The 26,029-nt window shown below is 72.6% G+C and carries 22 protein-coding genes; 11 read left to right on the top strand and 11 right to left on the bottom strand.

Going from position 1 to position 26,029, the window contains the following annotated elements:
• Positions 1–2: 2 nt before the first annotated feature.
• Positions 3–479 (top strand): nucleoside deaminase, encoded by a 477-nt coding sequence (locus ACVJ1F_RS10395; protein WP_267659226.1) that lies wholly within the window; start codon positions 3–5, stop codon positions 477–479.
• Between the two features lie 18 nt (positions 480–497).
• On the opposite strand, the gene uraH is transcribed toward ACVJ1F_RS10395, so the two are convergent.
• Positions 498–824: a hydroxyisourate hydrolase gene (gene uraH, locus ACVJ1F_RS10390; protein WP_159827984.1), complete on the bottom strand. Its 327-nt coding sequence runs from the start codon at positions 822–824 to the stop codon at positions 498–500.
• The gene (gene uraD / locus ACVJ1F_RS10385; protein ID WP_456886019.1) at positions 821–1,474 is read right to left on the bottom strand and encodes a 2-oxo-4-hydroxy-4-carboxy-5-ureidoimidazoline decarboxylase; all 654 of its coding nucleotides are present in this window, start codon (positions 1,472–1,474) and stop codon (positions 821–823) included. The genes uraH and uraD overlap by 4 nt, the downstream gene beginning before the upstream one ends.
• Positions 1,475–1,822: 348 nt before the next feature.
• On the opposite strand from uraD, the gene ACVJ1F_RS10380 reads away from it, so the two are divergent.
• Together ACVJ1F_RS10380 and ACVJ1F_RS10375 are read left to right on the top strand one after the other, a co-directional pair.
• Positions 1,823–2,758 carry an FAD binding domain-containing protein gene (locus ACVJ1F_RS10380; protein ID WP_456886017.1) on the top strand — a complete coding sequence of 312 codons (936 nt, stop codon included), beginning with the start codon at positions 1,823–1,825 and terminating at the stop codon, positions 2,756–2,758.
• A complete protein-coding gene (locus ACVJ1F_RS10375; protein WP_456886015.1) occupies positions 2,755–5,526 on the top strand; it encodes a molybdopterin-dependent oxidoreductase in 2,772 nt (923 codons plus the stop codon). The genes ACVJ1F_RS10380 and ACVJ1F_RS10375 overlap by 4 nt, the downstream gene beginning before the upstream one ends.
• 267 nt (positions 5,527–5,793) lie before the next feature.
• Here the strand turns inward: ACVJ1F_RS10375 and ACVJ1F_RS10370 are convergent, their stop codons facing one another.
• From ACVJ1F_RS10370 to ACVJ1F_RS10355, 4 genes are all read right to left on the bottom strand, one after another.
• Positions 5,794–7,248, bottom strand: coding sequence for a nucleobase:cation symporter-2 family protein (locus ACVJ1F_RS10370; RefSeq protein WP_456886013.1), 1,455 nt, complete (start codon positions 7,246–7,248; stop codon positions 5,794–5,796).
• Between the two features lie 343 nt (positions 7,249–7,591).
• Positions 7,592–8,431, bottom strand: coding sequence for a 5'-methylthioadenosine/S-adenosylhomocysteine nucleosidase (locus ACVJ1F_RS10365; protein ID WP_456886011.1), 840 nt, complete (start codon positions 8,429–8,431; stop codon positions 7,592–7,594).
• Positions 8,428–8,880, bottom strand: coding sequence for an S-ribosylhomocysteine lyase (locus ACVJ1F_RS10360; protein WP_043597358.1), 453 nt, complete (start codon positions 8,878–8,880; stop codon positions 8,428–8,430). The genes ACVJ1F_RS10365 and ACVJ1F_RS10360 overlap by 4 nt, the downstream gene beginning before the upstream one ends.
• 326 nt (positions 8,881–9,206) lie before the next feature.
• Positions 9,207–10,136 carry an aldo/keto reductase gene (locus tag ACVJ1F_RS10355; protein ID WP_456886009.1) on the bottom strand — a complete coding sequence of 310 codons (930 nt, stop codon included), beginning with the start codon at positions 10,134–10,136 and terminating at the stop codon, positions 9,207–9,209.
• Between the two features lie 130 nt (positions 10,137–10,266).
• Here ACVJ1F_RS10355 and ACVJ1F_RS10350 point away from each other — a divergent pair, with 130 nt between their 5' ends.
• The 6 genes from ACVJ1F_RS10350 to ACVJ1F_RS10325 all read left to right on the top strand — a co-directional run bounded on the left by ACVJ1F_RS10350 (position 10,267) and on the right by ACVJ1F_RS10325 (position 17,789).
• On the top strand, positions 10,267–10,746 hold the full coding sequence (locus ACVJ1F_RS10350) for an SRPBCC family protein (protein ID WP_056043870.1): 480 nt from the start codon (positions 10,267–10,269) through the stop codon (positions 10,744–10,746).
• A 104-nt stretch (positions 10,747–10,850) separates the two neighbouring features.
• Positions 10,851–11,849, top strand: a complete 999-nt coding sequence (locus ACVJ1F_RS10345; protein ID WP_056043874.1) for a LacI family DNA-binding transcriptional regulator — start codon at positions 10,851–10,853, stop codon at positions 11,847–11,849.
• A gap of 248 nt (positions 11,850–12,097) precedes the next feature.
• Positions 12,098–14,296 carry a beta-galactosidase gene (locus ACVJ1F_RS10340; protein WP_456886007.1) on the top strand — a complete coding sequence of 733 codons (2,199 nt, stop codon included), beginning with the start codon at positions 12,098–12,100 and terminating at the stop codon, positions 14,294–14,296.
• 157 nt (positions 14,297–14,453) lie between these two features.
• A complete protein-coding gene (locus ACVJ1F_RS10335) occupies positions 14,454–15,809 on the top strand; it encodes an ABC transporter substrate-binding protein (RefSeq protein ID WP_456886005.1) in 1,356 nt (451 codons plus the stop codon).
• A gap of 58 nt (positions 15,810–15,867) precedes the next feature.
• Positions 15,868–16,827: a carbohydrate ABC transporter permease gene (locus ACVJ1F_RS10330; protein ID WP_056043881.1), complete on the top strand. Its 960-nt coding sequence runs from the start codon at positions 15,868–15,870 to the stop codon at positions 16,825–16,827.
• Entirely contained in the window at positions 16,824–17,789 is a 966-nt protein-coding gene (locus ACVJ1F_RS10325; protein ID WP_082460077.1) for a carbohydrate ABC transporter permease, read from the top strand. Before ACVJ1F_RS10330 ends, ACVJ1F_RS10325 begins: the two co-directional genes overlap by 4 nt.
• Positions 17,790–17,924: 135 nt before the next feature.
• Here ACVJ1F_RS10325 and ACVJ1F_RS10320 read toward each other — a convergent pair whose 3' ends face one another.
• The gene (locus tag ACVJ1F_RS10320; protein ID WP_123571378.1) at positions 17,925–18,332 is read right to left on the bottom strand and encodes an arsenate-mycothiol transferase ArsC; all 408 of its coding nucleotides are present in this window, start codon (positions 18,330–18,332) and stop codon (positions 17,925–17,927) included.
• A gap of 126 nt (positions 18,333–18,458) precedes the next feature.
• On the opposite strand from ACVJ1F_RS10320, the gene ACVJ1F_RS10315 reads away from it, so the two are divergent.
• A complete protein-coding gene (locus ACVJ1F_RS10315; protein WP_082460151.1) occupies positions 18,459–19,001 on the top strand; it encodes an RNA polymerase sigma factor in 543 nt (180 codons plus the stop codon).
• Positions 18,991–20,268 carry a hypothetical protein gene (locus ACVJ1F_RS10310; RefSeq protein ID WP_456886002.1) on the top strand — a complete coding sequence of 426 codons (1,278 nt, stop codon included), beginning with the start codon at positions 18,991–18,993 and terminating at the stop codon, positions 20,266–20,268. The genes ACVJ1F_RS10315 and ACVJ1F_RS10310 overlap by 11 nt, the downstream gene beginning before the upstream one ends.
• 65 nt (positions 20,269–20,333) lie before the next feature.
• Here the strand turns inward: ACVJ1F_RS10310 and nhaA are convergent, their stop codons facing one another.
• The 4 genes from nhaA to ACVJ1F_RS10290 all read right to left on the bottom strand — a co-directional run bounded on the left by nhaA (position 20,334) and on the right by ACVJ1F_RS10290 (position 25,956).
• Positions 20,334–21,701, bottom strand: coding sequence for a Na+/H+ antiporter NhaA (nhaA, locus tag ACVJ1F_RS10305; RefSeq protein WP_456886000.1), 1,368 nt, complete (start codon positions 21,699–21,701; stop codon positions 20,334–20,336).
• A 73-nt stretch (positions 21,702–21,774) separates the two neighbouring features.
• Complete coding sequence (locus ACVJ1F_RS10300; protein WP_157485188.1) at positions 21,775–21,948, bottom strand: hypothetical protein; 174 nt, start codon at positions 21,946–21,948, stop codon at positions 21,775–21,777.
• Between the two features lie 340 nt (positions 21,949–22,288).
• Positions 22,289–22,801, bottom strand: coding sequence for an FBP domain-containing protein (locus ACVJ1F_RS10295; RefSeq protein ID WP_456885998.1), 513 nt, complete (start codon positions 22,799–22,801; stop codon positions 22,289–22,291).
• A gap of 521 nt (positions 22,802–23,322) precedes the next feature.
• Entirely contained in the window at positions 23,323–25,956 is a 2,634-nt protein-coding gene (locus tag ACVJ1F_RS10290) for an MMPL family transporter (protein WP_456885996.1), read from the bottom strand.
• Between the last annotated feature and the right edge of the window lie 73 nt (positions 25,957–26,029).

Genomic DNA, 26,029 nt, shown 5'->3' with positions numbered 1-26,029 from the left:
CCGTGACCGACGCCGACGACGCCCGCTGGCTGGCCCGCACCATCGAACTGGCCGTCGAGAACGTCGCGAACGGGGGCGGACCGTTCGGGGCCGTCATCGTGCGGGGCGACGAACTCGTGGCCGAGGGTCGGAACCGCGTGACGGCCGACCTCGACCCCACGGCACACGCCGAGGTGACCGCGATCCGGGCGGCGTGCCGGGCGGTCGGCGACTTCTCCCTCGCCGGCACGACCCTCTACACCTCGTGCGAACCGTGCCCGCTGTGCCTCTCGGCGTCGCTCTGGGCCAGGGTCGACCGGGTCGTGTACGCCGCGGACCGGCACGACGCCGCGCGAGGCGGTTTCGACGACCTCGAGTTCTACGAACTGTTCGCGCGCGACCGGTCGACCTGGGACCTCCCCGTCGACGAGGTGCGCCCGGCGAACGCACCGGCGCCGTTCGAGGCGTGGGCGAGCCACGACCACCGCACCGACTACTGAGCCGTCGTGCGAGGGGGGTCAGCTGCCGCGGTAGGTCGAGTACGCGAACGGGCTGAGCAGCACGGGCACGTGGTAGTGGCTCGACTCGTCGGCGAGGGTGAAGTCGATGGTCACCCGCGGGTAGAACGTGTCACGCCCGGCCGCCGCGAAGTAGGCGGCGGTCTCGAAGACCAGTCGGTAGTCGGCGGCGGGCAGGGCGTCCGGGCCGAGTTCGGGCACGCGCCCGTCGGCGTTCGTGACGCCCGTGGCGAGTTCGGTGCCCCGCGCGTCGTAGAGGGCGACGGGGACGTCGGCGGCCGGGCGGCCCAGTGCGGCGTCGAGGACGTGCGTCGTGACGTGGCTCATGCTCGGGCCTGGTCGTGGCCGGCGGACGCCGGCTCGGCGGGTGCCGACTCGGCGGACGTCGACCCGCCGGGTGCCGACCCGGCGGGTGCCGATCCGGCGGGTGCCGACTCGGCGGACGCCGACCCGGCAGGTGCCGACCCGGCAGGTGCCGACCCGGCAGGCGCCGACTCGGCGAAGGTCGACTGCAACCGCAGCAGGGCGATGTCGCGCAGCTCGGCTCCGACGATGCGCAGCTCGGTGTCGTCGTCGAGCCCGAGCCGGCGGTGCAGCTCACCCACGATCTCGGCCCGGCTCCGACCCGCGGCCCGGATCAGGAACACCCGGTCGAAGCGCTGCTCGTACGCGGCGTTGCCCTGGGCCAGCAGCTGCGCGAGCGTCTCGTCGTCGGCGTCGACCGCCGAGCCCTGCTCGCGCCGGCTGAACGCCTGGGCGGCGCCGTCGCCGACCGGCTTCTCACCGATGCGCGGGTGGTGCGCCATCGCCTCGTCGATCTCGGCGGCGCTGAGCGGCGTGGCGGCGGCGGCCGCGACCGTGACCAGGGCGTCGGAGTCGGCGAACGGCGCCTGCGCCGCGACGTCGTCGACCCACCGCTCGACGGCGAGGGCGGCCAGCAGGTGCGAACGCAGGGTGGCGTCGTCGAGCTCGATCATGACGCACACCCTAGCGACGGTGCCCCGAGGCGACGGGCACGGCTGGCCGACCCGCGCCTCCCGGGCGTCGGGCGACGCGGCACCCAGGCGCGCCCCGGCGGGTGGCCGCTCGCACCACGTCCGCTGCCGCTCGCACCACGTCCGCGTCGTGGAACCACCCGCGAGCGTTGCTCGACGACACGACGGTGGTGCGACCACGTCCCCGGCCCTCGCCGCGGCCCCGGCTCCCGTCCCGGCCCTTGACCCGACGCGGCTGCGGTGTCGGCGGCTCCGCGCCGGGGCCGGTCGTTCGACGCCGAGCGAGCCGACACATGCTCGAAACCCCGGTCGTGCAGAGTGGGGTCTCCCATGGACCTGACCACCGTTCGCGAGATCCGCACCCCGTCACGCCGCGACGAGATCGTCTTCGCGCCCGGCGAGCGTCCCCTCGGCGGCGGCACGTGGCTGTTCTCGGAGCGGCAGCCCGGGCTGACCGGCCTCGTCGACCTGACCTCGCTCGGGTGGATGCCGGTCGAGCGCGGAGTCGACGTCGACGGCGGTGGCGACGTCCTCCGCGTCGCCGCCACCTGCACCATCGCCGAGCTGCTGCGGCTGCCCGCCGACGACGACTGGGTCGCCCACCCGCTCGTCGACCAGTGCGCGAACTCGCTGCTCGCCTCGTTCAAGATCTGGAACGTCGCGACGGTCGGCGGCAACGTCGCCCTCGGGCTGCCTGCCGGGGCCATGACGTCGCTCATGGCCACGCTCGACGCCACGGCCCTCGTCTGGACGACCGACGGCGGCGAGCGCCGCGAGCCCGTGTCCACCTTCGTCACCGGAGTGGTGCAGACCACCCTCGAGCCGGGTGAGGTGCTGCGCGCCCTCGAGGTGCCGCTCGGGTCCCTGCGCTCCCGCACCGGGTTCCGGCGCATCTCGCTGAGCCCCCTGGGCCGCTCGGGCGCGCTGGTCACGGCCCGACTCGGCCTCGACGGCGAGTTCGTGGTCACGATCACGGCGGGGACGACCCGTCCCGTCCAGCTGCGCTTCGACGAGGTGCCCGCCGAGCGGGCCCTGGCGGACGCTCTCGGCCGCATCGACTGCTGGTACTCCGACCCCCACGGCGACCCCGACTGGCGCCGCGCGATGAGCGCCCGCTTCGCCGACGAGCTGCGGGTCGAGCTCGGACGGCCCGCCACCGACGCACCGGTGCGACCCGTGCGCGAGTCGACCCACGACCCTCGCAGCGCGGCAGCCCGCGCGAGGCGGACGCCGCCCACCACCACGACCCCCGGAGGCGCGCGATGACCCCGAGACACGTCACGTTCGAGGTCGACGGCCTCCCGCTCGACGCCGACGTCGACCCCGGCCAGGTGCTGCGGACGGTGCTGCGCGAGCACGGCGTCCACTCGGTCAAGAAGGGCTGCGACGCGGGCGACTGCGGCGCGTGCTCGGTGCTGGTCGACGGCGAACCCGTGCACTCGTGCATCTATCCCGCGCACCGGCTCGAGGGCCGGGCGGTGACGACGGCGGCCGGTCTCGGCACCCCCGAGCACCCCCACCCCGTGCAGCAGGCGTTCGCCGACGCGGCCGGGTTCCAGTGCGGCTTCTGCACGGCCGGCATGGTGGTGACGGCCTCGACGTTCACCGAGGCCGACGCGGACGACCTCCCGCGCCTCCTGAAGGGCAACCTGTGCCGGTGCACGGGGTACCGGGCGATCGGCGACGCGATCTGCGGCGTCTCGAACACGGTGGCCCCGGCCGACGGCGAGGCGGCCGGTCGGTCGGTGAAGGCCCCGGCGGCCCTGCGCGTGGCGTCCGGCAGCGAGCCGTACACGCTCGACTTCCGCAGCACGACGAAGCTGCTGCACCTCGCCGTGCTCGGCAGCCCGCACCCCCACGCCCGCATCACCTCGATCGACACGAGTGCCGCCGAGGCGCTGCCCGGCGTGCACCTGGTGTTGACCCACCGCGACTCCCCCGCGACGTTGTTCTCGACCGGTCGCCACGAAGACCGCGAGGACGACCCGGACGACGGCCTCGTCCTCGACCCCGTGCTGCGGTTCCGAGGGCAGCGCGTCGCCGCGGTCGTCGCGGACGACGTCCGCACGGCGACGAACGCCCTGGCCGCGATCGTGGTCGAGTACGAACCGTTGCCCGCCGTGTTCGACCCCGAGACGGCGCGGTCCCCCGGGGCCCCGCTGCTGCACGGCGAGAAGACCGTCGAGGCGTCGCGGATCGCGTTCCCCGAGCGCAACACCGTGGCCGCCATGCACGACGAGACGGGCGACGTCGAGGCCGGCCTGGCGCAGGCCGACGCCGTCGTCGAGGGCACCTGGCGCACGCAGCGCGTCTCGCACGGCGCGCTCGAGACGCACGCCTCGCGCGGCTGGCTCGACGACGACGGACGCCTCGTGATCCGCACGGCGAGCCAGGTGCCGTTCCTCGTGCGGGACGAGCTGGCCCACGTCTTCGGGCTGCCGCAGGAGCAGGTCCGGGTCTTCGCCGCCCGCGTGGGCGGCGGTTTCGGGGGCAAGCAAGAGCTCATCACCGAAGACCTCGTCGCCCTCGCCGTGCTGCGCACCGGTCGACCCGTGCAGTACGAGTTCACCCGCGAGGACGAGTTCACGATCGCGCCGACCCGCCACCCGATGCGCGTCCGCGTGCGCGTCGGCGCGACGAGCGACGGGGTGCTGACCGCGCTGCACGTCGACCAGCTGATGGACACGGGCGCCTACGGCAACCACGGCGTCGGCGTGATGTACCACTCGGTGCACGAGTCGACGAGCGTCTACCGCTGCCCGAACAAGCGCGTGGACGCCGAGTCGGTCTACACGAACAACCTGCCCTCGGGGGCGTTCCGCGGGTACGGGCTGGGGCAGGTCGTCTTCGCCGTCGAGTCCGCGATGGACGAACTGGCCCGCGAGCTCGGCATCGACCCGTTCGAGCTGCGCCGCCGCAACGTGATCGTCCCCGGTGACCCGATGGTGGTCACCGACCCCGACGAAGAGAGCGATCTGCTGATCGGCAGCTACGGACTCGACCAGTGCCTCGACCTGGTCGAGCAGGCGCTGGAGTCCCCTGCCCCCGAGGGCGCGCCTCCTGCCCCCGTCGGACAGACCTGGGTCACCGGGCGCGGCATGGCGCTGGCCATGATCGCCACGATCCCGCCACGCGGTCACTTCGCCGACACCTCGATCGAGCTGCTGCCCGACGGCCGCTACGACATCGGCGTCGGCACGGCCGAGTTCGGCAACGGGACGACGACCGTGCACACCCAGCTCGTCGCCTCGGCGCTCGGCACCACGCCCGACCGGGTCGTCGTCCGGCAGTCCGACACCGACGTGGCCCGGTACGACACGGGCGCGTACGGGTCGGCCGGCGTCGTCGTCGCCGGCAAGGCCCTGCTCGCCGCCGCCCACAAGCTGCGCGCGGCGATGGTCGACCGCGCGCTGGCGATCGCCGGAGGTGCGGGTCACGCCGTCGACACCGGCACCGCCCCCGAGGTGGTCGCGGGCGGCGTCGTGGTGCGGGTCGGCCCCGGTGTCGACGCGACCGTCCTGGTGTCCGGCGAACGGCTGCTGGCCGACGGTCCGCTCACCGCCGACGGTTCCCACGACGGCACCCCACGCTCGGTGGCGTTCAACGTCCACGGCTTCGAGGTCGCCGTCGACCGGGCGAGCGGCGAGGTGCGCCTGCTGCGCTCCGTTCAGGCGGCGGACGCCGGCGTCGTGCTGAACCCCGAGCAGCTGAGCGGGCAGGTCGAGGGCGGCACGGCGCAGGCGATCGGCACGGCCCTCTACGAAGAGATGATGCTCGACGACGAGGGTCGCGTGCTGACGACGGCGTTCCGCAACTACCGGATGCCCAAGTTCGGCGACGTGCCCCAGACCGAGGTGCACTTCGCGACCACGCACGACGACCTCGGTCCACTCGGCGCCAAGTCGATGAGCGAGGCGCCGTACAACCCGGTGGCACCCGCCCTGGCCAACGCGATCCGCGACGCCCTCGGCGTGCGGCCGCACGAACTGCCGATGTCGCGCGACCGCCTCTGGCGCCTCGCCGGCGGTCGCTGAGCCGGGCAGAGCGGGGCGGGGCCGGGCCGGCCGGGCCGGGTCGGGGCCGGCCGGGCCGGGTCGGGGCCGGCCGGGCCGGGTCGGGGCCGGCTGGGCCGGGTCGGGGCCGGCTGGGCCGGGCCTGGCATGGCCGGGCCTGGCATGGCCGGGCCCGGCCGGGCCCGGACCACGCGTCGCACCACCGAGTGAACGTCGCACCGCCGACATGCGCGGTGCGACGTTCAGTCGTCGGTGCGACGCGAGCGCGGGCTGGACCGGGGCCCGGGCTCAGCCCTCGCGCTCGCTCGCTCCGGCCGGTGCCGCGGGCCCGCGCACGGCGTCGTGCGCCGACACGTCACGGTCCGCACCCTCGTCGCGCGCCTGCATCCGCGGCGAGTTGAGCAGCAGGTTCAGCAGAACGGCGACGATCGCGCCGGCGCTGATGCCCGAGTCGAAGACGATCGTGAACCAGGTCGGGAACTGCGCGTAGATCTCGGGGCTGACCGTCGGCAGCAGGCTCACGCCCAGCGCGACCGCCACGATCAGGATGTTCGAGTTCGTGAACCGCACCTTCGACAGCGTCCGGATGCCGCTCGCGGCGACCATGCCGAACAGCGCGACGCCCGCCCCGCCGAGCACCGCCACGGGCACGCCCTCGACGACGGCTCCGAGCGCGGGCACCAACCCGAGCACCACGAGGATGCCCCCCGCCAGCGTCGCCACGTACCGCGACTTCACGCCGGTGATGCTGACCAGGCCGACGTTCTGCGCGAACGCGGTGTACGGGAACGTGTTGAAGACGCCGCCGATGACGGTCGACAGGCCGTCGGCCCGCAGCCCGTCGGCCAGTCGTCGCGGCGTCACCGGGCGGTCGACGATCTCGCCCACCGCGATGATGTCGCCGGTGGTCTCGGTCATGATCACCAGGCCGACGATGCACATCGACACGATCGCGCTCACCGGGAAGGTCGGCAGCCCGAAGTGGAACGGCAGGGCGAGCCCGAACCAGGCGCTCTCGCCCACTCCGCTCCAGTCGGTCAGCCCGAACGGCCAGGCGACGAGGGTGCCGACGACGAGCCCCAGCAGGATCGACAGGCGGCGGAGCGCAGGAGGCGCGAACCGCTCGATCAGGATGATCAGCAGCAGGGTGCCCGCGGCGAAGGCGACGTCGAGCGGGCGTCCGAAGTCGTCGGAACCCGCGCCTCCTCCGACCCAGCCGGCGGCGACGTCCATGAGCGAGACGCCGATGATCAGGATGACCGTGCCCGTGACGATCGGCGGGAAGAACCGCACCAGCTTCGAGAAGAACGGGGCGAGCAGCATCATGAAGACGCCGCTCGCGATGACCGAGCCGTAGATGGCCGTGATGCCGTACTCGCCACCGATCACGATCATCGGTCCGACGGCGGCGAAGGTGCAGCCCTGCATCAGGGGCAGCCGCACCCCGAAGCGCCAGAACCCGACGGACTGCACGATCGTCGCGATGCCGGCCACGAACAGGTCGGCGCTGATCAGGTAGGCGATGTCGCCGGGCTCGAGCTGGCCCATGCCGACCAGGGCTCCGCCGACGATGAGGGGCACGGCGACCGCCCCGGCGTACATCGCGAGCACGTGCTGCAGGCCGAGTGGGAAGAGCCTCCGCAGCGGGGGGACGCGGTCGACGGGGTGTGTCGTCTCGGGCGGCCCGGCGGTCGCGACCGGGGAAGCGGGCGGCTCGGGCGACTCGGGCGGGGACTGTGACATCGGGACTCCTGATCGTGGGGATGTCGGGTGGTCGCCGCCAGCGTACGAAACGCGCGTTTCGTCGCGGCGGCACGCGTGTTTCAGGCTCGTGTCGTCGGCGGGGTCGATGCGCTCGGTGCCGCTCGTGCCGATGCACCCGCTGTCGAACGATGCACCCACGAGCAAGCGGGTGCATCGTTCGACACCGGGTGCATCGAGAAGGAGGCGCGGGCTGGCGGCCGAGGAGCGCGGCGGCAGCCGGCGCCGTCACCAGGCGACGCGGGCGCGAACCGGTGCGGCGCGGTGACGCGCGGCGCCGCACCGCACCGCACCGCGCAGCAGCCAGCGCAGCGCAGCCCGTCGCTCAGCGCGCGGTGATCGCCCGCACGAGGTGCATCGTGACGTCCGCCGATCGCCCCGCCGTCAGGGCGAGGTTCTCGTCGTGCACGTCGTGGGCGTCCGGACCGGCGAGGTCGCTGATGCCGCGCACCGAGACGAACGGCACGTGGTGGACGTGGCAGGTCTGCGCGATCGCCATCGACTCCATGTCGACGGCGTCCACGTCGACGACGTCGGCGAAGGCGCTGCGCACGCCGATCACGCGCTCGGCGGTCATGAACGCGTCGCTCGACGCGATCAACCCCGGGCGCACGGCCCACGGACCACCCGACGTGCCGTCCGACCCGGCCGACGGCTCGCCCGAGCCGGCCGACGCGGCGGACGGGACGGACGTGTCGTACGCGACCGCCGCCTCCATCAGGGCCTCGTCGGTGTGGAAGCTGGCCGGCATCCCGGGGACCTGCCCCAGCCGGTAGCCGAACACGCGCGCGTCGGCGTCGAGGTTGACGTATTCCGAGCCCGCGACGACGTCGCCGATCTCGATGCCGGCGCCCATGCCCGCGGCGGTGCCGGCGCTGATCACGGTCGGCACGACACCCTCGAGCGAGCCGGCCCGCACGATGGCCGACGTGGCCGCTCCGGCGGCGTTGACGAACCCGATGCCGCTCTGCACGAGCAGCAGCTCGACCCCGTCGATCTCGACGACCCGCTGCAGCGACCCGCCGACGGCGACCGGCTCGTCGACGCGCGACGCCCGGGAGACGAACGGCGCCGCCTCGTCGGCCATCGCCACGACGACGATGATCGGGGGGACGGCGACCACCGCGACCCCGTCGGCCGGAGGCGCGGCGTGCGTCCCGCTCATCGGGTGACGGTCGACCACTCGTCGCGGGCCGCGAGGAAGTCGCGGGCGACGCCCTGGGCACCCTCGAGCGTGTGGTTGGCGCCCCAGCCGCACTGGACCTCGTTGGCCGCGGGGACCTCGGTCGCGGTGGTGATGTCGGTGAGGGTGCCCTCGATCAGCGACAGGACGTCGTCCATCGCGGGATCGCCCTGCAGGATCAGGTAGAAACCGGTCTGGCAGCCCATCGGCGAGAAGTCGATGACGTCGCCGGAGCGGTTGCGGGAGTGCTCGGCGAAGAGGTGCTCGAGCGAGTGGACCGACGCCATGTCGAGGTGAGCCTCGTTCGGCTGGGTGAACCGGACGTCGAACTTGGTGATGACGTCGCCGTGCGGCAACGTCTTCTGGTCGGCGACGCGCACGTAGGGCGCGGCGACGGTGCGGTGGTCGAGGTTGAACGACTCGACGTTCATCTTGGGCTGGGTCACGATGGTCCCTTCGGGGTGCGGACGGGGCACGGGAGGCACCTCGGTCTCTGCACCGATCTGTGCGTCCCAACGCCCTGTCGACCCTAGGACATTCCCTCCGCGCCGGTCGGAGTGTGACCCCGCATGCGGCCCGCCGCTCGGCCGCTCGGCGGCGCGGCCCGCCACCCCGCCACGGAGTAAACAACCCGCCACGCAAAAAGATGGCGGTGTGTTTACTTCGTGGCGGCGAGCGGGAGGAAAGGGATGGGGGCGGACCGACGGGCGCCGCGCAACCCAGCCCAGCACAGCCCAGCACAGCCCAGCGCAGCGCGCTACGGCAGCGTGTGGCCGGCGGCCGTGAAGAGCCGGTACCACTCGGGCCGGGTCAGGGGCACGTCCGACCCCGCGGCGCTGTCGCGGAGGTGCGCGACGCTCGTGGTGCCGAGCACGACCTGCATCCGGGCCGGGTGCCGGGTGATCCAGGCCACGGGGATCGCCGACGGCGGGACGTCGTACTTCGTGGCGAGCTCGTCGATGACGTCGTTGAGCTCGGGGTAGCCGTCGCGGTCGCCGAGGAACACGCCGTCGAAGAACCCCTTCTGGAACGGCGACCAGGCCTGCAAGGTCATGTCGTTGAGGCGGCTGTAGTCGAGGATGCCGTTGTCGCGGTCGACGGACTGGTCGAGCCCGGCCATGTTGGCCGCGACGCCCGTCGCGATCAGCGGCGCGTGGGTGATGCTGAGCTGCACCTGGTTGACGATCAGCGGCTGCGTCACGCTGCGCTTGAGCAGCTCGACCTGGGCGGGCGTGTGGTTCGAGACGCCGAAGTGGCGCACCTTGCCGGCGGCGTGCAGCTGGTCGAAGGCGGCGGCCACCTCGTCGGGCTCGACGAGGGCGTCGGGGCGGTGCAGCAGCAGCACGTCGAGGCGGTCGGTGTGCAGGGCGGCGAGCGAGGCGTCGACCGACTCGAGGATGTGCTCGGTCGAGAAGTCCCAGAAGCCGTCACGGATGCCGACCTTGCTCTGCAGCTGGATCGCGTCGCGCTCGGACGAGGTCATGGTGACGGCGTCGCCGAAGCGCTGCTCGCAGTGGTGGGGGTGGTCGCCGTACACGTCGGCGTGGTCGAAGAAGTCGATGCCGAGGTCTCGGGCCTCGGCCACGAGTTCACGGATCGCGTCGTCGGTCATGCCCGAGATGCGCATGAGCCCGAGGACGATGGTCGAGGCGGGGCGGTCGGTGGTGGGTAACGTCGTCGTCTTCACGCGGCCAGTCTGCTCTCGTCCGGCGTCCCCGGGAGCCGATCCGCGCCTCCTGGGGGCACGGTCAGGAGGCGCGGGGCGCCTGGGGAGGACCCGTCCCGTCGTTCGCGCCCTCCGTTCCGAACCCCTCGGCATGACCGTCACCGCGAGCGCGAGCACCGCGCGCGTCGCCGCCGCTCCGCTCGACCGGGCGTGGAGCATCGCGACGCCGCTGACCCCCGTCGGGTTCTATCCGCGGGCGGGGGTGATCCCGGCCGTCGTGGCCGTCCACGACCAGACCGGCCCGTGGGACGCCGTGGGGCGCACCCGCCGGCTCGAGCTGTCGGACGGCAGCAGCGTCGTCGAGAGCCTCGTGCGCGTGGAGCCCGACGGGGTCTTCGTCTACGAGCTCAGCGAGTTCACCGGGCTGCTCGGGCGGCTGGTGACGGGCGGCCGCGCCGACTGGAGCTACCGGGCGACCCCGAGCGGGCGCACGCGGGTCGACTGGACCTACTCGTTCTTCGCCCGACCGGGGCGCGGGGCGATCGTGCGCGGCATCGTGCGCTTCGCCTGGGCGCCGTACATGCGCCGCGTGCTCGTCGGCATCACCCGCGAGATCGAGCGCACCGCCTAACCGGGCGCGTCCACGTCCCGAGTCCGTCCACACCCCGGGTCCGTCCACGTCCCGGGCTCGCCCCCGGCGGGGCACGGGCCTCCGGGCACCGCTACCCTCGGGGCATGAAGGACGCCACGATCTACGACGTGGCGAAGCGCGCGGGCGTCTCGCACCAGACCGTCAGCAGGTTCCTGCGGGGGTTCGAGGGCATCCGTCCCGCCACCCGCGAGAAGGTCGAGCAGGCCCTCGCCGAGCTCGAGTACCGCCCCAACTCGGCGGCCCGGTACCTGCGCCTGCAGCGGACGAACCGCATCGGGTTGCTCGCCGACAACATGCACCAGTCGGGGCCCGCCCGCACGATCGCCGGGGCCACGGAGGCCGCGCGTTCGCTCGGCTACGTCACCGACATCGTCTCGATGGACGGCGGCGACGAACGCTCGGTCGACGACGCCCTCGACCTGATGCTCGGGCAGCAGATCGCCGGCATCGTCGTGACCGCGCAGACCGCCGTCGCCCGGTCGGCGCTCGAACGCCGGGCGATCTCGGTGCCCGTGGCGCGTGACTTCGGGCTGATGGTCGAGGGCACCACCGAGTCGATCAACGAACACGCCGGCCGGGTCGCGGCCGAGCACCTCGTGGGCCTCGGCCACCGCCGTGTGGCCTACGTCGCCGGGCCGGACCAGTGGCTGGCCGCCCGCGAGCGCGCCGACGGGTTCCGCCAGGCGGTGACCGGGTCCGGAGGCGCGGTGACGGTCACCGACGTCGGCGACTGGTCCGCGGCGGCCGGCTACGACATCGGGCTGCGACTGGCCGCCCGGACGGACGACTTCACCGCCATCGCCGTCGCGAACGACGCCATGGCGATGGGGCTGCTCGCCGCCCTCGCCGCCGAGGGCGTCTCGGTGCCGCACGAGGTCAGCGTGGTCGGCAACGACGACACTCCCGAGGCGCGGTTCATGGTGCCGTCGCTGTCCACCGTGGCACTCGACTTCGGCTTCGAGGGGGCACACGTGATGACGTCGCTGATCGCCCACATCGAGGGACGCAGCCCCGACACGGCCAGCCGCCTGCCGGTGCCGTCCCTCGTCGCGCGCGCGTCGACCGCACCCGCGCGCGGCTGACTCCACCGGGCGCGGGCCCATCGGCGCAGGCCCACCGGCGCAGGCCGAGCCGCGCGGGCCGACCCGCGCCTCCCCCATCGGGGACCCGTCGACGACGGGGTCTTGCGCGGGTGGCGGCTCGTGGGTTACGTTCTCCGCAGACGCCGATGTTATCGACAACATCCACCGAACATCGATCGACGTCCCGAGCACGCGCGGGACGACGTCGGCGGTCGCCACCGCAGCCGACACACACGAACGGGTCAACGATGACTTCTGCTCCACGCCACTCCGGGGTCCTCTTCGGAGCCGCCTACTACGCCGAGTACCAGCAGGCGGGCACCCTCGACCGCGACCTCGACCTGATGGTCGAGGCGGGCTTCACGGTGATCCGCGTGGGCGAGTCGGTCTGGTCGACGTGGGAGCCGCGCGAGGGTGAGTTCGACCTCGACTGGCTCCAGCCCGTGCTCGACGGCGCCCACGCCCGCGGCATCGCGGTGGTGCTCGGCACCCCGACCTACGCGGTGCCGCCGTGGCTGCAGGTGCGCCACCCCGAGATCGCCGCCGAGCGGATCACCGGCGTCCGCGCCGGCTGGGGCGCCCGACAGGAGATGGACCAGAGCCACCCCGCCTACCGCTTCTACGCCGAGCGCGTCGTCCGCAAGGTCGCCGAGCGCTACGCGCAGCACCCCGCCGTGATCGGTTGGCAGGTCGACAACGAGCCCGGCAACGAGCGCCCGCGCAACGACCAGGTCTTCGACCGCTTCGTGGCCTGGCTGCAGCGCAAGTACGGCAGCGTCGAGCGCCTCGACGAGGAGTGGGGCCTGGTCTACTGGTCGCACCGGCTGACCGAGTGGTCGCAGCTCTGGCGTCCCGACGGCAACGTGCAGCCGCAGTACGACCTCGAATGGCGGCGCTTCCAGGGAGAGCTGGCCGACGAGCTGATCGCCTGGCAGGCCGACGTCGTCCGTGAGTACGCCCGCGACGACCAGTTCGTCACCACCTGCATCTCGTACTCGCGCCCGCAGGTCGCCGACGAGCGGCTCGTCGAGAGCCTCGACGTCACCGCCGGGAACCCGTACTACAAGATGCAGGACGGCCTGACGCTCGGCGTCGAGGTGCCCCGCGAGGCCGGCTGGTGGCACACCGGCGTCTGGGCCCTGCAGCAGTGGGGCGACCGGGCGTTCTCGTCGGCGCAGGCCCCCTTCCTCGTGACCGAGACCAACGCGCAGTCGATCGGCGGCCCCTGGCAGAACCACCCGCCGTTCGACGGGCAGATCAAGCAGGCCGCGCTCGCGCTCGTCTCCCGCGGTGCCCGCATGGTCGAGTACTGGCACTGGCACACGCTGCACTTCGGCGTCGAGACGTACTGGGGCGGCGTGCTGCCGCACAGCCAGCGTCCCGGTCGCATCCACCGCGAGGTCTCGGCCCTGGGCGCCACGCTCAAGGCGGTCGGCGGCGCGGTCGACGGCCTCGAGCCCGACGCCGACGTGCTGATGCTCTGGTCGACCGAGACCAAGTGGTCGTTCGAGACGTACCCGCCGCTGGCCCTGCCCGACGGCACCCCCGACCCGGAGTCGTACCTCCACCTGTTCGACGCGCACTACCGCGGGCTCGCCGAGGCGGGCGTGCAGGTGCGCATCCAGCACGTGACGCAGTTCCTCGCCGCCGACCCGGCCGAGCTGGCCGCGACGCACCCCGTGCTCGTCGTGCCGGCGCTGTACGTCGTCGACGACGCCACGCTCACCGCGCTCACCGCGTACGCCGAGGCGGGCGGCCACCTGGTGGTCGGCATCCGCACGGCCTACGGCGACGAGCTCGCCCGGGCCCGCCGCGACCCGGCACCCGCCCGGCTCTCGGGCCCCGCGGGGGTCTGGTACGAGGAGTACACGAACCTCGACCATCCCCTCGCCGTCCACGTCGCGGACGCCGACACCGCCGAGCGCACCGACGGCACGACCGCAGGAGGCGCGGGCGCGGCCACCGAGGACGTCACCGCCCCGGCCTCCCCCGCCGACGCACCCTTCGTCCTCGAGCCGGGCTCCGCCGGCACCCGCTGGGCCGACGTCCTGCACGTCGAGGACGCCACCGTCGTGCTGCGGGCCGCGCCGACCGAGATCGGGGCCGACGCGATGCTGACGACCCGCGCCTCCGGAGCCGGCCGCGTCAGCTACGTCGCGACCGTGCCCAACCCCGAGCTCTCGCGCTCGATCGCCCGGTGGCTCGTGCCCGCCACGGCGGCGGGCACGTGGGCGGCGACCGAGACGGTCACGGTCACCACCGGTTCACGGGCCGGAGCCCCCGGGCTCGCGTTCGTGTCGAACTGGTCGGCCCACGAGGGAACGGTCACCACGCCCTCCGCGGTGCGCGACCTCGAGACCCGGGAGGTCGTCGCCGCCGGCACCACCCTGACCCTCGCCCCGCGCGCGGCCCACGTGTACGAGCTCGTCGAAGCCGACGCCTCGTAGGCGGCCCGACCCGGCCTCCCCGACCCGGCCGCCCGACCCGCACGACGTCCCCCGCGGCACCCGGCCCGCACCACCCCACCCCACCGACCCGCACCATGTCCCCCTGCACCACCCGATCCCCCGCACCACTCCCCCACCCCCTCGAGGAAGAACCACCATGAAGAGAAAGACCACAGCAAAGGCGCTCGTGTCACTCGCCGTCGTGTCGGCGTTCGTGCTGACCGGCTGCGCCCCGTCCGGCGGAGGCGCGGGTGGTGGTGGCGACACCGCGCCCGTCTCGCAGGCCGACATCGACAAGGCCATGGACACCGACACGACCCTCACCTTCTGGACCTGGGTGCCCGACGTCCAGAAGGAGGTCGACCTGTTCGAGGCCGAGTACCCGAAGATCAAGGTCGACGTCGTCAACGTGGGCACCGGCACCGCGCAGTACCCGAAGCTGCGGACGGCCCTGAAGGCCGGCAAGGGCGCACCCGACGTCGCCCAGATCGAGTACCAGTACATCCCGTCCTTCCGCCAGACCGGCAGCCTCGTCGACCTGACCCCCTACGGAGGCGCGGACCTCGAGTCGAAGTACGTCCCGTGGGTCTGGAACCAGGTCGCGGACGACACCGGCGTCTGGTCGGTGCCGCAGGACTCCGGCCCCCTCGGCAACCTCTACCGCTCGGACATCTACGAGCAGGCGGGGCTGACCGAGGCGCCCGAGACCTGGGCCGACTTCGCGACCGACGCGCAGACGATCAAGGACAAGACGGACTCGTACATCTCGAACCTGCCCGGCAACGACCCCGGCCAGATCGTCGGGCTGTTCTGGCAGGCCGGCGCCAAGCCGTTCTCGTACGACGAAGACAAAACCGTCGGCATCGACCTCGACTCGACCGAGACGCAGAAGGTCGTCACGTTCTGGCAGGACCTGATCGACAAGGACCTCGTCTCGACCGACGCCGACTTCAACGACGCCTGGTACCAGGGCTTCTCGTCGGGCAAGTACGCCAGCTGGCAGACCGCCGCCTGGGGCCCCGTCTTCCTGCAGGGCACGGCCGCGAACACCAGCGGCAAGTGGACCGCCGCGAAGATCCCGCAGTGGAAGGCCGGCGAGGACGTCTCGGGCAACTGGGGCGGATCGAGCGACGCCGTCATCACGGGCACGCAGAACCCGATCGCCGCGGCCGAGTTCAGCAAGTTCCTGAACAGCGACCCCGAGTCGACCCTCGCCTTCGCGAACGAGCAGTTCCTGTTCCCGACGACGACCGACACCCTCTCGAGCAGCGACTTCACCGACACCGCCTCGGACTTCTACGGCGGCCAGAAGGTCAACGAGCTCTTCGCCGGCGTCTCGGACACGGTCAGCACCGACTTCCAGTGGCTGCCGTTCATGGACTACGTCTACTCGAGCTTCAACGACACGCTCGGCAAGGCGATCGCCGACCACTCCGACCTCTCCGCCGCCCTCACGGCGTGGCAGGACGACGTCACCGCCTACGCGAAGCAGCAGGGCTTCACCGTCAAGTAGCGCTCACGGGGTGCCGCCCGCCCTCGGGCGGCACCCCCTCGGCCCGGCAAGGAGCCCCATGTCCACCTCCGTCACCCCTCGTCGAGACGCGACCCGCGCCTCCTCGTCCCGTCAGCCCGCCACCCCGAGGCGCACGAGCTCGCTGCACCGACCGCAGCTCGTCGCGGCCTGGGCCCTGGCGATCCCGTTCCTGCTCGTCTTCGCGGCGATGTTCCTCGTGCCGCTCGGCTACGCGGGCTACCTGAGCACCTTCACCTCGCAGCTCGTCGGCGGGCAGGTCTTCTCGGGCCTCGCCAACTACAGCCGCGCACTGAACGACCCGAGCTTCTGGGCCGGCCTCGGGCGGGTCGCGCTGTTCCTCTTCGTGCAGGTGCCGATCATGCTCGTGATCGCCCTGTTCGTCGCCCTCGCCCTCGACACCGGCCGGGTGGCCGGCAGCAAGTTCGTCCGCCTCGCGATCTTCGTGCCGTACGCCGTGCCCGGCGTCGTCGCGACGCTGATGTGGGGCTACCTCTACGGCCGCGAGTCCGGCCTGATCGCCCAGGTGATCAGCGGTGTCGGCCTCACCCCGCCCGACCTGCTGTCGCCGCAGAACGTGCTCGGCAGCACGATGAACATCGTCAGCTGGGAGTTCATCGGCTACAACATGATCGTGCTGTACGCCGCCCTGCGCAGCGTGCCGACCGAGATGTACGAGGCCGCCGAGATCGACGGCGCCGGGCCCTGGCGGGTGGCGTGGAGCATCAAGATCCCGGCGATCCGCTCGGCGATCCTGCTGACCGTGATCTTCTCGGTGATCGGGTCGTTCCAGCTCTTCAACGAGCCCAACCTGCTCTACAGCATCGCGCCCAACGCGATCGGGTCGGACTTCACCCCGAACCTCTACGCGTACAACGTCGCGTTCAAGAACCAGGACGTCAACTACGCCGCGGCCATCGCCTTCCTGCTCGGATTCCTCATCATGATCATCAGCTACGTGGTGCAGCTCGCCACCTCACGCAAGGAGCGACTGTCGTGACGATCGCACCCGCCCCCGTCGACACCGCCGGGGCCACGTCCGTCGACCGTCCCGTCCGCCGCCTCGAGGGCTCCGGAGGCGCGGGCAATCGCCGTCCGCGACGTCGCGTCGAGCGGTCCAAGCGCAAGACGCCGATCCTCACCGTGATCCTCTGGATCACGCTGGCGTACTTCCTGCTGCCGCTGGTCTGGCTGGCGATCCAGGCGACGAAGACCAACGGCGACATCTTCTCGACGTTCGGCCTGGCCTTCGGCCGCACCTTCGCCCTGGGCGACAACCTGGCGCAGCTGTTCACGTTCCAGGACGGCATCTTCGTGCAGTGGATGGGCAACACGGTGCTCTACGCGGTGGTCAGCTCGGTCGGTGCGGCGGTGCTCGCCACGATGTGCGGCTACTCGCTGGCCAAGTACGTCTTCAAGGGCAGGTCGTTCGTCTTCGGGCTGATCCTCGGGGCGGTCATGGTGCCGCTGACGGCGCTGGCGATCCCGACCTACCTCCTGTTCAGCGCGGCGAACCTCGTCGACACCCCGTGGGCGATCATCCTGCCGTCGCTGGTCAGCCCGTTCGGCGTCTACCTGATGCGCGTCTACGCGAGCGAGGCGGTCGACGACAGCCTGCTCGAGGCCGCCCGCATCGACGGGGCCGGCGAACTGCGGATCTTCCTGACGATCGCGTCCCGGCTGCTCGCACCGGGCATCGTCACGGTGCTGCTGTTCGCCCTGGTCTCGACCTGGAACAACTACTTCCTGCCATTGATCATGCTGAACGACCCGTCGCTGTTCCCGGCGACGGTCGGCCTGGCGCAGTGGCAGCAGGCGGCCACCGGCGGCGGCGGCGCCCAGGTGCTGTTCTCGACCGTGCTGACCGGGTCGTTCGTGTCGATCCTGCCGCTGGTCGTGGCGTTCCTGTTCCTCCAGCGCTTCTGGCAGTCCGGCCTGAGCGCAGGCGGCGTCAAGGGGTAGCCGGTCCGACTCCCGCCCCGGCCCCCGGTTCACGGTGGAGGTCGGAGCGGGTGGGCCGTGGCCGTGGCAGCGGCGGCCCGGGAGGCGGTGGTGACGTTGAGAGGTCACCACCGCCTCCGTTCGTTCGTCCCGGCGTCAGAGGCGGGCGTGCAGGTCGGCGACGCGGGCGCGGATGTCGTCTCGGACGAGGCGCATGCGCTCCATGCCCTCGACGCCCCGCTCGGACGGTTCGTCGGTGATCCAGGTCTCGAAGCGGGTGCCGGGGACCTCGTCGACCCGCGCCTCCCGACCGAGGACGACGACCACGTCGGCGTCGCGCACCATCTGCTCGGTGAGGGCCTTGGGGTGCTCGTCGCCGAGGTCGATGCCGAGCTCGGCGAGCGACTCGACCGACTGCGCGTTGAGGTCGGTGCCGGGCGTCGTGCCGGCCGACACGACCGTGACCTCGTCGCCGGCGAGGTCACGCATCAGCCCGGCGGCCATCTGCGACTTGCCCCCGTTCTTCTGGCAGACGAACAGGACGGAGGCGCGGGTCGGGGTCATGCGGACACCGTACCGACCCCGGGTGGCCGGGTCCCGTGCCGTCGGGACGCGCCGCCCGCCGATCCGTCGGGGGTCCCGTGTCAGGTTCGCCGGTTCCGCGACACTCCTCTAGTGAAGGGGGTGGACGTGGATCACGACACGGAAGGCGACGACGAGCTCGTCAGACGCACGGTCGGGGGTGACCAGAGGGCACTGTCGGCCTTGTTCGACCGGCACGCCGCGACGGTGACCCGCTACGCGTGGGCGCTGGCCGCCACCCGGATGGACGTCGAGGAGATCGTGCAGGACACGTTCGTGACCCTCTGGAAGAAGGTCGACCAGATCGACCTGCCCGAGGACTCGCTGCTGCCCTGGTTGCTGGTCGTCTGCCGCAACCACGCCGCCAACCTGCGCCGCAAGCAGGCCCGCGCCGCCACCGACGAACTGCCCGACGACCTCGTCGCCCCGGACCACGGCGAGGAGGCGCGCGATCGGCTGCGCTGGGTCCGCGACGAGATCGACGCCCTCGGCCCGGTCGACCGGCAGATCGTCGAGCTCTGCCTCATCGAGGGGCGCCCCTACGGCGAGGCCGCCGCCCAGGTCGGCCTGAGCATCGGCGCCGTCACCCAACGCGTGTCGCGCACCCGATCGCGACTGAAGAAGAAGGCGGTGATGAACGATGAACTCTGAGCCCCCCACCGGAGACGAGCTGAACCGCATGCTCGTCACGATGAAGCAGAACGTCCTCGAACGCACCACGGAGTCCCCGCGCCGAAAGCGCAACCGGAACCTCGGCCTCGGCCTCGGCCTGGCCGCCCTGCTGGCGATCGGCGGCGGCTCGGGAGCGCTGGCGCTCGGCATGCTGCCCTCGCCGTTCCAGGCGTCGGCTCCGGCCACGCCGACGAGCACGCCCACCCCGACGCCGACGGTCCGGCCGACGGCGACGCCGCGGCCGACGCCGACGGTGGCACCGGTGGTGGCACCGGTGCCGTCGGCGCCGATCGACTGCGCGACGCTGACGAACGGCATCGATCTCACGGCGTTCATCCCCGACCCCGTCTACGCTCCGGAACTGCTGCCGAAGAACTACGACCGCACGACGGAGGCCGGTCTGGCCCAGCAGGGCGTGCTCTCCTGCGTCTGGAGGTCCGAAGCCGGCTCGTACTCGAACGTCGTCGTCCGGGTGTCGAACGACGTGACGACCGGAACACGGTGGACGAGCGAGCGCCACGACGCCGGCGACTCCTCGCTGGGCCTCGGACGGTCGTCCGTGATCTCGTGCGGCACGGAAGGGAATTCGTCCTGCCGCGCCTCCGTCGTCGCGGACCCGTGGTGGATCTCGTTCTCGTTCTACGACGACTCGTCCTGGTCGTTCGATCCGTCACCCGACGCCTGGAGCGAGGACACGGCACGGGCCGACGTCTCGTCAGCCCTGCGGTCCCTCTCGACCGCTCTCGTCGGGCTGACGCCGACGGCCGCCTGGCAGCCGCCCGCCACCGACTGGGCCGACGCCACCTGCTCCGTGCTCAGCGGCGCGGACGTCCCCACCATCGTCGGTTCACCGGAACTGGTCGGCCCGGCGGAGCACACATGGACGGAGGTCGGCGACGGCATCTCCGACACGAAGGACTCGTCGGTCGACTGCCGATGGGTGTTGCCCCTCGAGGCCGGTGACCAGCCCGTGGCGGACGGCTCCTTCGGCGAGTTCCGGGTCACCATCGTCCCCGGCGGCGAATGGGCCTATGAGCCGGTCGACGACAGCGAACCCGTGTCGGTCGCCGGCGCGGACGCGGCGACCTTCGTCTGCGTCAGCTTGGAGGGCAGCTCGTGCTACGTCGACCTCCTGAGCGACGGATCGTGGCTGCAGGTCGGCTACGCGAGCGGTGCCACGCCCGAGATGAAGGGCCTGCTGGTCGCGGCCGCCGAGGCGATCGTCGCGACGCGTCCCGCGAGCTGACCCGCGCCTCCTGCGCTGCCGTGACCGAGGCACGCGACCGCAGGAGGCGCGGGTCGGCGGACCCGTCAGGCGTCGAGGCGGCCGCGGGCCCGGCCGCGCACGGCCAGGATCGCGCCGCCGACCAGGGCCGAGAGGAGCGAGCCGACGAGGACGCCGACCTTGACCACGTCGTCCTGCTCGCTGCCGGCCCCGTAGGCGAGCTCGCCGACCAGGAGCGACACGGTGAACCCGATGCCGGCCACGAACGACAGCCCGAGCACGTCGCCCCAGCGCAGGCTCGGATCGAGCCGGATGCCGGGCAGTCGCGTCACGAGCAGGGACGCCCCGGTGATGCCGATCGACTTGCCGAGCACGAGCGCCACGACGATGCCGATCGCGACGCTGTCGCTCAGCGACTCGACCAGCCCGCCGAAGCCGCCGACCGTCACCCCGGCCGAGAAGAACGCGAAGACGGGCACCGCCACGCCCGACGAGACCGGGCTCCAGCGCTCGGCGAAGTGGTGGGTCAGCGGGTGCCGCACCTCGTGGCCGTCGGGTCCGACGTGCGTGACGCCGGCCCGGGCCGTCGCCACCGCGGGCACGAGCAGGCCGAGCAGCACGCCGGCGATCGTGGCGTGCACCCCCGAGGCGTGCACGAGGGCCCAGGCGAGGACGCCCAGCGGGATCAGCAGCCACCACGCCCGCACCCCACGCCGGACGAGCACGGCGAACGCCGCGAGCGGCAGCAGCGCCAGCAGCAAGGGGACGAAGGCGATGCCCGCCGTGTAGAACACCGCGATGATCGTGATCGCGATCAGGTCGTCGACCACGGCGAGGGTCAACAGGAAGGTGCGCAGGGCCGGGGGCAGCCGCTTGCCGACGACGGCGATCACGGCGACGGCGAACGCGATGTCGGTCGCGGCCGGGATCGCCCACCCCTGGAGCGCGTCGGGGCCGGCTCCGAGGTTGATCAGCGTGAAGAGCAGCGCCGGCAGGGCGACCCCGCCGACCGCCGCGGCGATGGGCAGCACGGCGACCCGGGGGTCGCGCAGCGAGCCGGCGACGAACTCCTGCTTCAGCTCGAGGCCGACCACGAAGAAGAAGATCGCGAGGAGCCCGTCGGCCGCCCAACTGCCCATGCTGAGGTCCAGGTGCAGGGCCTCGGGGCCGAACGACACGTCGCGCACGGCCGAGTAGAACGACCCGGCCGGGCTGTTCGCCAGGACGAGCGCGAGCACGGTCGCCGCGAGCAGCAGCAGTCCGCCGGTCGTGTCGCGGCTGAGGAACCGCGAGAGGCGTGCGCCCCGGCCCTCGGCACGGGGCGCGTGGGCGGGGGCAGGAGGGGCGGGGGTCGGGTCGGTGGCGGGGGCGGGGGGCGTGGGGTCGGTGGCGGGAGCGGGGGCGGCCGGAGTGGGGTCGGCGGGCGTGGGGTCGGCGGGCGTGCGGTCGGTCATGGTCGTCGTCCTTCGGGAGCGTCGGCGGGCAGGGCGGGGCGTCCGCTCGACCCGTCGACGACGAGGAGCGGTGCTAGGCCACGGGCGGCGGGCACCCGGCGATCTCGCCGTGGGCGTTGCTGCCCCACAGGCTCATCCAGCCGTTCGTGCCGCAGGTGCGCTTCGTCAGCACGAGCCGCTTCGGGAACGCCTGCTGCGCCGTGCGCGCCCGGCGCGGGGCGCGGGACGGGCAGGCGGGTGACGACATGCCCACCAGGGTACCGCCGGGCCCCGGGGAGCGGGCCGGGACGCCGCCCACCCGCGGGTCCCACGGTGCCGACCCGTGCCTCCTGCGCTCTCGGCCCGCGCCTCCTGCGCTCTCGGGGCGGGATGCACCGCCGACCGAGCGTCGCACCGCGTGTTTCGGCGGTGCGGCGTTCAGTCGGCGGTGCGACCCGCGCGTCCTGCGGTCAGGCGACCGGGCCGCCGCCGCGCCCGCCCGGTCGAGGTCGCACCACGCCCGCGTCGTCCAACCACGCACGAGGGTGGTTCGACGACCCGGGCGTGGTGCCACCCGGTTCTCGTCGGACCAGGAGGTGCGGCGACCGTCAGGAGGCGCGGCGCACGTTCTCGACGAAGCCCGCGGCCCGCGCGCGCAGGCTCGCGATGCGTTCGAGTCGGGCCGCCTCGGCGTCGAACCCGAGGTAGGCCTCGGGCGGCAGCACGTGCACGTTGGCCGAGCACTCGAACCCGCCGCAGACGAGCGTGCCCACGGTGTCGCCGTTGCGTCCGGCCGCGCCGGCACGCTTGGCGCCGTAGAACAGCACGTCGGCCGGCAGGCGGACGTCCTGGCACCAGGTGCACTGCGCACGCTGCCGGGGCGAGGCCTCGGCCTGTCGCAGCACGACGCCGGCGACCGCGGGGCCCGGCTCGCCGTCCGCGTCGAGCGTCGGCACGACGACGTAGGCCCGGCGGACGAGCCTGGGGTCTCGCCAACCGAGGTACTCGAGGTCGGTCCAGTCGAGGTCGGCGAAGTCGGGCGGCAGGGTCAGGTCGGCTGCTTCTCGGCGGCTCGCGTTGACGAACGAGGCGCGGACGGTCTTCTCGGTCAGGGGGATCATGTGGTTCTCCGGTCGTCGGGCCCAGGGCACGGTGACGTCGACGCGCACACCCGCGCGATCGGCGACCGCGCGGGTGCCCGCCGTCGACGCGTCGGCCGACCCGGGTGTTCTCGTGGGATCGTGCCGGGGCTCCAGCCCACGCGGCACGGGTGCGCGGTCGGACCTCGACGGTCGATCCGCAGCGGAGACGCGACTACCTGCAGCCGGCGCACGCGGCGCCGACGACCCCCTCACGCCCGGTGGGCGTCGCAGGTGCGGACGGGATGAACACCCGGCCACCCTATGACCGTGAGCGCTCCTCGGCAACGACGCCCGCGCCTCCTCGTCCAGGCCGGGTCGCACCACGCCCGCATCGTCGAACCACGCTCGAGGGCGGTTCGACGACGCGACGATGGTGCGTCCCGACCAGGAGGCGCGGGTCGCGTCCCCGAGGCCGGCGACGGCCACAACGCACCACGAAATGGACGTCGCACCGCCGAGTTCGGCGGTGCGACATCCAGTCGGTGGTGCGACGTGCGGGATCAGCCCGCGTGGCGCCCGTGGTGGTCGGGGTCGCTGCCGTCGGGGACGGCGTCCACGGGGGCGGTCGGGTCGACGTGCGAGACGTGCCCGTCACCGGAACCCGAGCCCGCGGCCGAGCCCGAGCCCGACGCGTCGCCGGCCGAGGCGTGCGGCCGCGACCGCTCGAGGGAGGCGCCCTCGACGTCGACGTCGGGCAGGATGCGGTCGAGCCACTTCGGCAGCCACCACGCGGCGTCGCCGAGCAGGTGCATCACGGCCGGGATCAGCAGCAGGCGCACGACGAACGCGTCGACCAGCACGCCGAGGGCGAGGCCCAGGCCGATCGACTGGATCATCACCGAGTTCGAGAACACGAAGCCCGAGAAGACCGCCGTCATGATCAGCGCCGCGGCGGTGACCACCGTGCGACCGGCGTGGACGCCGCGCTGCACGGCCAGGCGGGCCGGCGAGCCGTGGGCGTACGCCTCGCGCATGCCGCTGACCAGGAACAGCTGGTAGTCCATCGCGAGCCCGAACAGCACGCCGACCATCAGGATCGGCAGGAAGCTCAGGATCGGCCCCGGGTCGTGCACGCCGAAGACCGGGCCGAGCCAGCCCCACTGGAACACCGCGGTGACGCCGCCGAACGCGGCGAACAGCGACAGCACGAAGCCGATGGTGGCGGTGATCGGCACGAGGATCGAGCGGAACACGAAGATCAGGATGATCAACGACAGTCCGACCACTACCAGCAGGTAGAGGGGCAGGGCACCGGCCAGCTTCTCGCTGACGTCGATGTTGCCCGAGGCGTTGCCGGCCACGCCGAGCGACGAGACGTCGTCGATGTCGAGGCCGCGCAGGTCGCGGACGAGCTGCTCGGTCGACTCGGCGGTCGGACCGCCCTTCGGCACGACCTGGAACGCCAGCAGGGTGTCGTCGTCCGAGGCGCCGATGGGGGCGACCGCGGCGACGTCGTCCTGGTCCTTGAGGATCGTGCCGATGCGCACCTGCTCGGAGACGAGGTCGTCGTCCGAGATCGCGGTCGGCAGGTCGGCCACGACGACCAGGGGGCCGTTGACGCCGGCGCCGAACTTCTCGTCGATCAGCTTGTAGGCCTTGTAGGCGCTCGAGTCGACCGGCTCGGACGACCCGGCGGGCAGGCCGAGGCGCATCGAGAGCGCGGGGATGGCGACGATCAGCAGCACGGCGACGCCGGCCACGAGGGTCAGCACGGCACGGGTGGTGCTCATCGGCTTGGTCGGCACCCGGACGGCACCCGTGTTGCCGACGTTCTTCCGAGCCTTCTTGGTGAGGATGCGCAGGCCGACGAGGCGCAGCAGCGCCGGGGTGAGCGTGATGGCGATCAGGATCGCCACGAACACGCAGACGGCGCCGACGGTGCCCATCAGGCCGAGGAAGGGGATGCCGGTCAGGTTGAGCGCGAGCAGGGCGATCAGCACGGTCGAGCCGGCGAAGACGACGGCGTTGCCGGACGTGCCGTTGGCCAGGCCGATCGACTCGTGCAGCGGCACCCCTTCTTTCAGCTGGGTGCGGTGCCGGTTCAGGATGAACAGCGAGTAGTCGATGCCGACCGCGAGGCCGAGCATCACGCCCAGCACGGGCGTGACCGACAGCATCTCGACGGCGCCCGAGAGCGACAGCGAGGCGAGCACGCCGACGCCGACGCCGATCAGGGCGTTGACGAGGGGCAGGCCGGCACCGATGAGCGTGCCCAGCATGACGAACAGCACGATGGCCGCGATGACCACGCCGGCCACCTCTCCCGGGCCGAGGATCTCGGGGATGCTGGCCGCGATGTCGTTCGACACCTCGACCTGGACGCCGTCGATGTCGGCGTCGTTCATCGCCTCGACGACGGCCTCTTTATTCTCGCTGGTGACGAGGTTGAGGGCCTTGTCGAACTGGATGCTGGCCACGGCCGTGGTGCCGTCGGTCGACACCTGACGGATGCCGTCGGTCAGTTCGAGCAACGAGGCACCCTGCTCGAGCGTGGTGCTCTGCGTCTCGAGTTCGGCCTTGCCCGCGTCGAGGGTGGACTGCTGCGTGGCGATCTGCTGCGTGCCCGCGTCGAGCTGGGCCTGTTGAGCCTCGAGCTGCGGCGTGGCGGCGGCGAGGGCGGCCCCTCCGGCGGCCTGCGCCTGGGCCTTGGCGGCGTCGAGCTGCTGCTGACCGGCGGTGATCTGGGCCTTCGCGGCGTCGATCTGGGCCTGGCCCGAGGTGATCTGGGCCTCGCCCGCGGTGATCTGCGCGCGGCCGTCGGTGATCTTCTGCGCCTGGTCGTCGATCTGCTGCTGGGTCGCGAAGGGGTCGGTCGTGCCCTTGACGTCGTCCAGGTCCTTCGCGTCGGTCAGCAGGGCGGCGATGTCGGACTTCTGCTGGTCGGTGAAGGCCGCGTCGTCGGCGGTCGTGAAGACGACCGTTCCGGTGCCGCCGCTCGCCTGGGGGAACTTCTCGGCGAGTTCGTCGCTGACCTTCTGGGTCGCCGTGCCGGGGATGCTGACGGCGGTGGTCAGCGTGCCGCCGAACAGCGCGAAGGCGCCGCCGGCGAGGCCGAGCACGACCAGCCAGGCCACGATGACGAGCCAGGCCCGTCGGGCCGAGAACCGGCCGAGTCGATAGAGCAGGGATGCCATGGGTGTCTGTTCCTCCAGGGGTGGTGCGGGGTGATGCGGGTTGCGGGGGTGGGCCTCACGTCGCGTCGTCGAG

This window comes from Frigoribacterium sp. 2355 (assembly GCF_054060695.1).
The sequence above is the reverse complement of the archived record's forward strand: the minus strand, read 5'-3'. Positions and strand labels throughout refer to the sequence as shown.